Source organism: Modestobacter excelsi, assembly GCF_005930495.1.
Taxonomy (GTDB): domain Bacteria; phylum Actinomycetota; class Actinomycetes; order Mycobacteriales; family Geodermatophilaceae; genus Modestobacter; species Modestobacter excelsi.
In genome coordinates, this window is sequence record NZ_SJEX01000003.1 from 34,636 (window position 1) to 45,453 (window position 10,818).

Genomic DNA, 10,818 nt, shown 5'->3' on the forward strand with positions numbered 1-10,818 from the left:
GTCAGCGGACGGGGGCGCGCTTGGCGGTGAACTTGTCCCACAGCGACGCGGCGTTCAGCGTCTGGATGTGGTCCATCATGTAGCCCTGCCCGACGTCGACCGGGCCGAACTGGTCGCGGAAGTCGACCCGCGCGATCGTCTCCTCGCGCGACCAGCCCTTGGCCACCCCGTCGGCGACGGCGCTGGTCCAGGCGAGCAGCACCGACCGCTGGGTGGCCAGGTAGGCCGGGGTCGTGACCGGGCCGTGGCCGGGGACGACCGTGTCGACGTCCAGGCTGCTGATGACGTCCAGGGCGCCGACCCACTGGTCGATGTCGGAGGTCATCAGCCAGGTCTGGCACTCGGAGAAGACCGTGTCACCGGTGAAGACGACCCGCTGCTCCGGCACGTAGACGGCCACCTGGCCGGGGGTGTGGCCCGGGGTGTGGATCAGGTGGAAGGTGGTGTCGCCGACCCGCATCTCCAGGTCCCCGGTGAACACCAGGTCGCCGGCGTTCGGGTCCTCGTAGTAGGTGTCCCGGTCGGGGACGATGTCCGCGGCCTCGGGGTCGTCGGTCGGGATGGCCTCGAGCGCGTAGGCGAACGGGTCGAGGTCCGGCGTCGCCACCATGAAGTTGTCCGCGACGCCGCGGTGGTGGACCACCTCGCCGGCGCCCTTGAACCAGTAGTTGCCGAAGATGTGGTCGACGTGGTGCTCGGTGTTGACCACGTACCGGATCGGGCCGTGCTCCTCGGCCTCGCGGCGCATCGCCACGGCCTTGGTCGGCAGCTGCGGCGTGTCGATGACGACCACCCCCGCCGACGTCACGACGTAGCTGGGGTTGCAGCCACGGATCTCGGTGGACGTGAAGACATGGGGCGTCACGCGCTGCACGACGGAACCTCCTGGAGCGTCGGCGGCCGGGCCGTCCCCGGCGCCACAGTCCCGGCGCGACGAGGACTTCTGGTCGGCGCTGACCGGTCCTCACATAATCGATTCTCGATCCCTCGCCTGTCAACCACCGCAGGTCCACCCGCCCTGACCACCTCGGGCCGGGGGCGGTCACCCGTCGGGGATGACCACCCCCGGCCCGAGGTGGAGTGGTGCTGCGCAACGCGGAGGGGTCAGGGCGCCTCGGGCAGCAGCTGGAGCCGCACCGAGCGGTCGGCGGAGACCTCCGCCTCCAGCCCGGCCAGCCAGCGCGGCTCGCCGATGTCGCCACCGGTGACCTCCACGGCGCAGGCGCGCAGAACCGGGGAGTGGGTGACAGCCACGGTGAAGGCGGTGTCGTCCTCCCGGTCGGCCAGGCTTGCGGCAAAGGTGCGGATGCGGTCGGCCACGGCGGCGGCGTCGTCACCGGGCGGCTCGGGGTGCCGGACCCACCAGCCCACCCGGTCCGGCGCGGTCAGCCACTCGCTGAAGAAGGACACCTTCGCGACGTCGGCCTCGGTGAGACCGGGCACCTGGGCCGCGAAGGCGGCCTCGCTGCTCACCATGTCGACGCGGACCCCGGCGAGGTAGAGGTCGGGGTTGCGGAGCGCGAACGCGACCCCGTCCTCGAGGACCTCGGCCCCCGCCCCGCGCGCCCCCCGGGCGACCGCGGCGGCGGTGTCCCGGGTCCGGCGGGTCTCGCCGCTGATCACCCGGATCGGGCCGTCGGCCCGGCCGGCGAGCCGGCGGCCCACCTCGACGGCGGTCTGCAGCCCCTCCTCGGTCACCGGGACGTCGCCGCGGTGGGAGGTGACCTCACCGTGGCGGAGCAGGAACAGGCGCTGGGTCAAGAGGACCTCCGGGTCGGGGACGAACAGCCGGGACGCCGCCTCGGTGGCGGCGTCCCGGCGACGGGTCGTGGTGGGGACGGGACGGGTCAGCCGGCGGTGGTCACGCTGGCGGCCGGGATCCCGGCCCCCTGGCGCCGCTCCCACTGCTCGACGAAGAGCTCGTAGACGGCGTCGGCGAACGCGGTGTCGTTGATGTTGGCGTCCATCTCGACCACCTGCACGGTCGGGTCGAGCGCGCTCCGCAGGGTGTCCAGCAGCGGCGACACGTCCACGCCGTGCCACTGGCTCCCCTCCTTGAAGTAGTTGTCCAGCCCGTTCAGGGGCAGGGCGACCGCCTTCGGGCCGGGGGCGCGGTTGACGTGGTCGGCGATGTACTCGCCCAGCCGGCGCATCTCGTCCGGGGTGGCCAGCAGCGAGGTGATGTTCGGGTTGTGGATGATGATGTTGCGCTCGTCGGTGTCGAACTCGGCCGGGATGGTGTCGCGGGCCCCGAAGTTGAAGCACTCGGCCGCACCGGGGACGACGACCAGCGGGATCCCGGTGCGGATCGCCGCCTCCATCCGGTCCACGCCCGGGTCGAAGATGCCCTTGTTCCAGTGGTTGATGATCTCCGGCAGCGTGTAGTCGATCAGCCCGTCGATGGCGCCGGTGTCGATCAGGTGCTCCATGCCCGCGCCCTCGCCGACCGCGTGGAAGGTGACGACCTCGAAGCCGTTCTCCTCCAGCTGCTCGCGGATGCGCATGACGCCCGGGGTGGTCACCCCGAACATCGAGATCGCGATGAGCGGCTTGCTGGCCTCGGCCTGCGACCGGGTGGTCTCGTAGCCGCGGGCCAGGCCGGCGGCCGCGTGCGCGGCGTTGCTCAGCACCTGCTTGGAGATGCGGTTGAGCCCGGCGATGTCGGTGACGGCGTTCATCATCATCATGTCCGAGTGCCCGACGTAGGGCCGGGTGTTGTTCGAGGCCATGGTGCTGACGATCAGCTTGGGCACGCCGATGCCGAGGTTCTGCAGCGCGCCGCCGAGCAGGTCGGTGCCGCCGGTGCCGCCCAGCCCCAGCACCGCGTCGATCCGGCCCTGCTCGCACAGCTCGGCGAGCAGCGAGCGCAGCCCCTCGCTCATCTTCGTGATGGCGACGTTCCGCCCGCCGGCGCCGCCCTCGACGCCCGCCGCGAAGTCGGCGAGCCGCACGCCCGCCCGGGCCGCCACCTCGCTGGCCGCGATGTCCGGCGGGAAGTACGGCTCGCCGAGGACGCCGCAGTCGACCACCAGGACGTCGACGTCGGCGGCGAGCAGGGCGTCGCGGACGTAGGCGTACTCGGTGCCCTTGGTGTCCAGGGTGCCGGCGAGACAGACGACGGGCTTGCGGGACATGGTCACTCCTCTGTGACGGGGGAACGGTGAGGTGGTGCCACGCCGGGCCGCGGGGCGGCCCGGCGTCCTACTGCGCGGCCTCGGCCGCCTGGATCGCCGCCCAGACCCGCTCGGGGGTCAGCGGCAGGTCGCGGATGACCACGCCGGCGGCGTCGGCCACCGCGGCGCCCAGCGCGCCGGCGGTGCACAGCAGCGCGCCCTCGCTGATCCCCTTAGAGCCGTAGGGGCCCGGGCCGTCGTGGTTCTCCACGGCGGCGCTGACCAGCTCGACGGGGACGTCCTTGAAGGTCGGGATCCGGTAGTCCAGGGCGCCGAGGTTCCGGATCCGGCCGTGCTCGTCGAGCAGCAGCTGCTCCATCTGGCTGTGGCCCAGGCCCATGATCGCGGCGCCCTCGTCCTGGGAGACGACCTGCAGCGGGTTCAGCTCGGTGCCGACGTCGCTGACCGTCACGTGCCGGGTCAGCAGCAGCTCACCGGTCTCCCGGTCGACCTCGACCTCGATCGCGGTGGCGTTGAACTCGTAGAACGCCGCGTCGCCGCCGAGCGGGTGCTTGCCCTTGCCGCGCAGCCGCCGGGTGCCCTGGCCGATGAACTCACCGCGCAGCGACCCGAGCGCCGTCCGTGCCGCCTCCGGCAGGGGCAGCTCGCCCTCCGGCGTGACCAGCACGCCGGGCCGCTCCTCCAGCTCCTCGGGCGGGACGCCGGTCGACTCGGCGTAGAGGGCCAGCACCCGCTGGCGGACGTCCCTGCAGGCCTCCAGCACCGCCGAGCCCATGAACACCGTCGACCGGCTCGCGGAGGTCTGCAGGTCGAACGGGACGGTGCCGGTGTCGCCGCTGACCACGCTCACCTGGTCGAGAGGGGCGCCGAGCTCGTCGGCGACGATCTGCTGCCACAGCGTCCGCGCGCCCTGGCCCATGTCCGACGTGCCCGCGTACACGATGGCGCTGCCGTCGGCCAGCAGCCGGACCAGGCTCTGCGAGAGCCCCGAGGTCGCCCCGGGCTTGATGCCCACGGCGATGCCCCGCCCCCGGCCCGGGGGCAGCGGCGTGCCCCAGCCGATCAGTTCGGCGGCCTTCTCCAGGCTCTGGTGCCACTCGCCGTCGGCCGCCGCGGCCGACTCGCCGCGCACGAACGCCTCGCCCTTCGCGACGAGGTTGCGGCGGCGGATCTCCAGCCCGTCGAGGCCGAGCCGCCGGGCGCCGGCGTCGAGCTGGGACTCCAGCGCCCAGGACACCTGCGGGCTGCCGAAGCCGCGGAACGCGGTGCTGGGGGTCGTGTTGGTCATCACCGCGCGGGCGTCGATCCGCACGCCGGGGATGCGGTAGGGCCCGGCGGCCACGTAGCTGCCCTTGCCCATCACCCGGGGGGCGACGTCGGCGTAGGCGCCGATGAGGAAGTCGGCGTCGACGTGGTGGAAGGTGAGCGCGCCGTCGGCGGTGAAGCCGGTGCGGGCGGCGATGCGGCAGCCGGCCCGGCGCATGCTCTGGAAGGTCTCCTCCAGGGAGAGCACGAGCCGGCAGGTCCGCCGGGTGCGCAGCGCCAGGAAGGCCAGCAACGGCTCGAGCTTCGGGTTCTGCTTGCCACCGAACCCGCCGCCGGGGTCCGGGGCGAACACCCGCACCTGGTTCAGCGGCAGGCCGAGCACCGAGGCGAGCGTGCGCTGCAGCAGGTAGGGGTGCTGGACCGGGGAGTAGACGTCGAGCCCGCCGGAGTCGGTCGGGACGGCGACGGTGCCACCCGGCTCGATCGGGAAGTGGGTGACCATCGGGAAGGTGTAGGTCTCCTCGACCACGACCTCGGTGCGCGCCTCCTCGGCCTCGAGGTCGCCCCAGGCGTAGTGCGCCTCCTCCAGCACGTTCGTGTCGGCCAGGGCGTGGCCGGGGCGCAGCGAGGGCTCCTGGACCCGGTGCGCACCCGGGGCCAGGGCGTCGTCCAGCGTGTAGACGCCGGGCAGCTCCCGGTGGTCGACGCGCACCGCCCGGGCTGCGGCCTGGGCGGCATCGAGGGTCTTGGCGACGACGGCCGCGACCGGCTCGCCGTGGTAGTTGACCCGGCCGTCGGCCAGCACCGGCCGGTCGGTGTGGGACACCCCGAACCGCGGCATCGGCGAGGGCAGGTCCGCCGCGGTGACCACGTCGACGACGCCCGGGACGGCGCGGGCGGCGGTGGTGTCGATGCCGAGGACGTCGGCGCAGCCGACCGGCACCGTGACGAGCGCGACCTGCAGCGAGCCGGGGAAGCGCAGGTCAGCCACGAACCGCTGGGCGCCCGACGTCCGGTCACCGCCGCCGTAGCGGAGCACCGGCCGGCCGACCTGGCCCTGCGGGTAGGGGTCCGACGGCTCGCCGAGCGCGTCGCGCTGCTCGATGGCTCGTTCCGGGGCCGTGGTCACCGCTCGCTCCTGCGTGCCGCCGTGGCCTGCACCGCGCGGACGATCCGCTGGTAGCCGGCGCAGCGGCACAGGTTGCCCGACAGGGCCTCGCGGATCTGCACCTCGTCCGGTTCCGGGTTGGTCCTCAGCAGGTACTCCGCGGACACCACCTGGCCGGGGATGCAGAACCCGCACTGCACGGCCCCGGCGTTGAGGAACTCCTCCTGCAGGTCGGTCAGCCCATCGTCGGACAGCCCCTCGACGGTGGTGACCTGGTGGCCCTCGGCCTCGACGCACAGCACCAGGCAGGAGTTCACCGATTTGCCGTCGAGCAGCACGGTGCACGCCCCGCACTCGCCCTCGGCGCAGCAGCTCTTGGTGCCGGGCAGCCCGACCTCGTCACGGAGCCCGTCGAGCAGGGTGCGGTGGGTGGGGACGGCGACGGTGCGCTCGCTGCCGTTGACGGTCAGCGTGACCGTCTGCAGCCCGTCGTCGTCGAGGTGGTCGGGTACGCGGGCGGTGCTGGTCACGACGCCATCTCCCTGGGGTCCCGGCGGTCCGCCGCAGCGAGGACCGCGCGCTTGGTCAGTACGCGGAGCGTCGCGAGCCGGTACTCGCGGCTGCCCCGCACGTCGGTGATCGGGGTGGCGACGCCCAGCAGCTCGTCCAGCGCCCGGTCCAGCGACGCGTCGTCGGTGAGGTCGACCGGGCCGGGGACGGCGGTGCGGAGCGGCCGCGGGCCGACCGCGCCCATGCCGACCACCAGGCCGCCGTCGGGGCCGACGCCGGCGGCGACGCTGACCGTGGCCAGGTCGACCCCGCGGCGCCGGGTGAGCCGGCGGAAGGCCGAGGCGGAGCCCGGGGCGGGCCGGGGCAGGTCGAGCCGGGTCACCAGCTCGCCGGGCCCGCACAGCGTCCGGCGGGGGCCGAGGAAGAACTCGTCCAGCGACGCCGTCCGGTCGCCGTCCTGGGAGCTGATCGTCACCCGGGCGCCGTGCACGAGCAGCGGCGGAGCGGTGTCCGCGGCCGGGGAGGCGTTGCACGAGTTGCCGACCAGGCTGGCCCGGTTGCGGATCGCCACGGACCCGACGGTGAGCGCCGCCTCGACCAGCGCCGGGTACCACTCGCCGATGACGGGGTGGCTGACCAGCTCGCCCATCGTGTACGTGGGGCCGATCCGCACGCCGTCGTCGGTGACGACGATCGGTTCGGGCAGGTCGGTCACGCCCTTGAGGTCGACGAGCACGTCGGCGACGTCGTGGTGGTGCCGCAGGCCGACCAGCAGGTCGGTGCCGCCCACGAGGGGGCGTGCCCGCGCGCCTCCCTCGGCCAGCGCGGTGAGCGCGTCGGCACGGCTGGTCGGCCGGTGGTACTCCGTCATCGTTGCCTTCTCCCGGGACGGCCGCTCAGGGATGGATGATGATCTTGACGGCGCCGCTGGAGCGGTCGTCGAAGACGGCGAGCGCCTCGGCGTACTCCGACAGCGGGAAGTGGTGCGTGATCAGCTCGCCGACGCGCATCCGGCCGTCCGCGACGAACGGCAGGACCCGTCGCATCTCCCCGGCCGAGGCGCGCGAGCCGACCAGCTCGAGCTCGTCGAGCACCAGCGACTGCAGGCGGAGGGCGACGTCCTCGGTGGGGATGCCGACCATGGCGCAGCGACCGCCGCGGCGCAGCATCGCCATCGCCCAAGTCAGCGTCTCGGGGACCCCGGCGCACTCGAGGACGACGTCGGCGCCCAGCCCACCGGTGAGCTCGCGGACCGCCGCGACCGGGTCGCCGGCGGCGGTGTCCACGGTCAGGAACCCCAGGGCCGCGGCCTTCTGCAGCCGGTGCCCCCGCCCGACGACGACCACCCGGGCGGCGCCGCAGATCGTGGCCGCGTCGCCGGCGAGCAGGCCGATCGCGCCGGCGCCGGTCACCGCGACGGTGTCGCCGGGCTTGATGTTGCCGCGGCGGGCGACGTGCAGCGCGATGCTGGCCGGGTCGACGACGGCGCCCTCCTCGAAGGACACCTCGTCGGGGAGCCGGAAGACGCACTTCACGTCGTGCACCACGTACGTGGCGTCGCAGCCCTGCACGTTGTGCCCGTACTGGGCGTGCAGCCCGGGCTTGCCGTAGTTCTCGCAGAGGTTGTACTGCCCCTCGACGCACTTCTGGCAGGCGCCGCAGGCGTTGTGGCTGGTACCGGCGACCCGGTCGCCCACCGAGAAGCCGAACGCCTCCGCGCCCTCCCCGAGGGCGACGATCTCACCGGCCCACTCGTGGCCGGGGGTGAAGGGGAAGGCCGGCGGCCAGAAGCCGGGGTAGTGGCCGTGGATCAGGTGTGCGTCGGTGCCGCAGATGGACGTCGCCCGCACCCGGGCGAGCACCTCGTGGCGCCCCGGCTGGGGGACCGGCTTCTCCTGGATCTCCAGCTCGTCCGGTTCCAGGACCACCAGGGCCTGCATCGTCTCGGTCACGTTCTGGTCTCCCGGTGGGTTCGCGGTGCTGCGGGTGGGGACCCGCTTCACCGATTATCGAAAGTAGGGCGGGGCAGTGAGGTCGTCAAGCCTCATCGATGATCGACGAGGCGGTCAGTCGTCGGCGGGTGCGCCGAGGGCGGTGGGGTGGTGGGCCTGCAGCAGGTCGCTGACCGAGAGCTGGTGGGCCCGGGCGGCGGCGGCGGCGCGCTCGGGGTCGCGGGCGCGGAGCGCCGCCAGGATCGGGACGTGCTCGGCCACGATCCCGCGCACGTCGACACCGGGCAGGGTCAGCGTGATGAACGTGCGCGCGAACGGGGCGAGCTGGTCGAAGGCCCGCTGCAGCGCGTGGTTCTCCGAGGCCTCGGCGATCAGGTGGTGGAAGCGGACGTCGGCGTCGGTGACGCCGGAGAAGTCCCCGTCGTCCAGCCGTGCCGACATGTCCGCGACCAGCCCCTCGAGCGCGTCGAGCGTCGAGTCGGGGATGCGCTCAGCCGCCAGACGGGCGGCCAGGGCGTCGACCTCCGCCCGCACCAGGCTGACGTCGGCCAGCTCCTTGGCGCTGGGCAGCCGGACCCGCGCCCCGCGGCGGGGGTGGATGGTGACGATCCCGACCGCAGCCAGCTCGCGCAGGCCCTCGCGCACGGGGGACTGGCTCAGTCCCAGCTCCTTGGCGAGCTTGAACTCGACGATCCGCTCGCCGGGCCGGTAGTGCCCGCCGACGATCCGGTCGAGCACCAGCCGCTTGACGGTCGCCGAGAGCAGCTCGCCGCCGAAGTCGGCGCCCGGCCGGATCTCGCCCACCGCACCCGCCTCCGTCACCGGGAGCCGGAGTCCCGCAGGTCCAGGCGGCGCCGCGCCTCCGCCGGGGTCGCGATCTCCCGGTGCAGCAGCCGGGCGATGGCGGTGATCCGCTCCACCTGGGCGGCGTTGGACTCGGCGAGCTTCCCCGGCCCGTCCCACAGCGAGTCCTCCAGCCCGACCCGGGCGTTGCCGCCGAGGGACAGCGCGATCGTCCCCAGCCGGATCTGCGCGGAGCCGGCGCCCAGCACCGACCACTCGAAGTCCTCGCCGAACAGCCGGTGCGCCGTCCGGTGCATGTGCGCGAGGTCCTCGAAGTCCGCCCCGGTGCCGCCGAGCAGGCCGAAGACGGTCTGCACGAACAGCGGCGGGCGCACGAGGCCGCGGTCGAGCATGTTCGCCAGGTTGTACAGGTGCGCGGTGTCGTAGCACTCGAACTCGAAGCGGGTGCCCTGGTCGCCGCAGACCTTGAGGATCCGCTCGATGTCGGCGTAGGTGTTCTTGAAGACGACGTCCTTGTCGGCCAGCCGCTCCCGCTCCCACTCGTGCTTGAAGCTGGGGTACCGGTCGAGCATCGGGAACAGGCCGAAGTTCATCGAGCCCATGTTCAGCGAGGCGAGCTCGGGGGCCAGCTGCACCGCCGGGGCGATCCGCTCGTCGACGGTCATGTGCGGGCTGCCGCCGGTGGTCAGGTTGATCACCACGTCGGAGCGGTCCTTGACGACCGCCAGGACCTCCTTGAACAGCCCCGGGTCCTGCACCGGGTGGCCGTCCTGCGGGTCGCGCACGTGCAGGTGGACGATCGCCGCACCGGCTGCGGCCGCGCCGAGGGCCGCCTCGGCGATCTCCTCGGGGGTCACCGGCAGTGCGGGGGACATCGTGGGGGTGTGGATCGCGCCCGTGGGAGCGCAGGTGATGATCGCCGACGTCGCGTGCCTGGCCATGAGAGCCTCCCTGGATGTGTTCTCTCGATAATCGAGGGTAGCGTGCCGCGGTGACCCCGGCCACCGGGAGGGTCGCCGGCGCCGACCCGGGCCGCCCGCGGCCGCCCGGCACGACCCACGGAGGAGAGCCCCGCATGAGCCCCGAGACCGGACCCACCGCAGCGACCACCGACCCCGAGCGCGGGCCCGCGGCGCGGCAGCGACCGGAGGACCTGCTGGCCGCGCTGGCGCTGCCGACCCGCGGCACCGCCTACTCGCTGTCGGTGCCGCGGTACACCGGGATGCCGCTGTTCGGCGCGCACCCGCCGTTCCAGGTCTCGATGTCCCGGACGCCGAGCGGCCTGCGCGGGGACGGCGTGCAGCCGTGGGGCCCGCGCAACGAGGTCAACCTGGGCTACATGGCGGAGGTGGTCAGCGGCACCTCGCACAGCGGTGCGCACGTCGACGCGCTCGCGCACATGACCATCGGCGAGGACGACCACTGGTACGGCGGCGGCAACGCCCGGCAGCACCTCGGCGACCGCGGGCCCAAACGCGGCGACGGTGCCAAGCTGCCGCACTTCGTCACCCGCGGCGTGCTGCTGGACGTCCCTGCCCACCGCGGGATCGAGGCGCTGCCGGCCCACGAGCCGGTCGGTGCCGAGGAGCTGCAGGCGGTGGCCGAGGCGCAGGGGACCGAGGTGCGCGCCGGGGACGTCGTGCTGATCCGCTCCGGGTACCTCAGCCAGTGGCCCGACCCGGAGGGGCTCGCCCGGCACGTCACGGCCGGCCCCGACATCAGCGCCGCCCGGTGGCTGCTGGAGCAGGGCGTCGTGGCGGTGGGCAGCGACACCGAGACCTTCGAGGTGCAGCCGGCCCCGGACCCCGGCAGCCCGGCCAACCCGCAGCCGGTGCACACGCTGCTGCTGATCGAGAACGGCATCTACCTGTTCGAGTCGATCTACCTGGAGGAGATCTCCCGCGCGCGGGCGTTCGAGTTCCTCTTCATCGCCCTCCCGCTCAAGATCGAGGGCACCACCGGCTCGATGCTCGACCCGCTGGCCGTCGTCTGACCGCTGCGGGACGCGGACGCGCACGGTGCGCGGACGGGTGTGGCGGGGCTG

10 protein-coding genes are annotated in these 10,818 nt (G+C 73.5%); 1 reads left to right on the forward strand and 9 read right to left on the reverse strand.

Annotated features, from left to right (window positions below; translation table 11 throughout):
• Position 1: 1 nt before the first annotated feature.
• The 9 genes from FHL80_RS01990 to kce form a co-directional block, all read right to left on the reverse strand.
• The gene (locus tag FHL80_RS01990; protein ID WP_138731802.1) at positions 2-874 is read right to left on the reverse strand and encodes an MBL fold metallo-hydrolase; all 873 of its coding nucleotides are present in this window, start codon (positions 872-874) and stop codon (positions 2-4) included.
• A 230-nt stretch (positions 875-1,104) separates the two neighbouring features.
• On the reverse strand, positions 1,105-1,761 hold the full coding sequence (locus FHL80_RS01995; protein ID WP_138731803.1) for a phosphoglycerate mutase family protein: 657 nt from the start codon (positions 1,759-1,761) through the stop codon (positions 1,105-1,107).
• An 86-nt stretch (positions 1,762-1,847) separates the two neighbouring features.
• Positions 1,848-3,134 (reverse strand): Tm-1-like ATP-binding domain-containing protein, encoded by a 1,287-nt coding sequence (locus FHL80_RS02000; RefSeq protein ID WP_138731804.1) that lies wholly within the window; start codon positions 3,132-3,134, stop codon positions 1,848-1,850.
• A gap of 67 nt (positions 3,135-3,201) precedes the next feature.
• Entirely contained in the window at positions 3,202-5,529 is a 2,328-nt protein-coding gene (locus tag FHL80_RS02005; RefSeq protein ID WP_138731805.1) for a xanthine dehydrogenase family protein molybdopterin-binding subunit, read from the reverse strand.
• Positions 5,526-6,038 (reverse strand): (2Fe-2S)-binding protein, encoded by a 513-nt coding sequence (locus FHL80_RS02010; protein WP_138731806.1) that lies wholly within the window; start codon positions 6,036-6,038, stop codon positions 5,526-5,528. The genes FHL80_RS02005 and FHL80_RS02010 overlap by 4 nt, the downstream gene beginning before the upstream one ends.
• Positions 6,035-6,889 carry an FAD binding domain-containing protein gene (locus FHL80_RS02015; RefSeq protein ID WP_138731807.1) on the reverse strand — a complete coding sequence of 285 codons (855 nt, stop codon included), beginning with the start codon at positions 6,887-6,889 and terminating at the stop codon, positions 6,035-6,037. The genes FHL80_RS02010 and FHL80_RS02015 overlap by 4 nt, the downstream gene beginning before the upstream one ends.
• A 25-nt stretch (positions 6,890-6,914) precedes the next feature.
• Positions 6,915-7,970, reverse strand: a complete 1,056-nt coding sequence (locus tag FHL80_RS02020; RefSeq protein WP_138731808.1) for a zinc-dependent alcohol dehydrogenase — start codon at positions 7,968-7,970, stop codon at positions 6,915-6,917.
• Between the two features lie 114 nt (positions 7,971-8,084).
• Complete coding sequence (locus FHL80_RS02025; RefSeq protein ID WP_246078393.1) at positions 8,085-8,774, reverse strand: GntR family transcriptional regulator; 690 nt, start codon at positions 8,772-8,774, stop codon at positions 8,085-8,087.
• A gap of 14 nt (positions 8,775-8,788) precedes the next feature.
• On the reverse strand, positions 8,789-9,715 hold the full coding sequence (kce, locus tag FHL80_RS02030) for a 3,5-dioxohexanoate:acetyl-CoA acetone transferase (RefSeq protein ID WP_138731810.1): 927 nt from the start codon (positions 9,713-9,715) through the stop codon (positions 8,789-8,791).
• A 134-nt stretch (positions 9,716-9,849) separates the two neighbouring features.
• Here kce and FHL80_RS02035 point away from each other — a divergent pair, with 134 nt between their 5' ends.
• Positions 9,850-10,767, forward strand: coding sequence for a cyclase family protein (locus FHL80_RS02035; protein WP_138731811.1), 918 nt, complete (start codon positions 9,850-9,852; stop codon positions 10,765-10,767).
• The last annotated feature ends 51 nt before the right edge of the window (positions 10,768-10,818 follow it).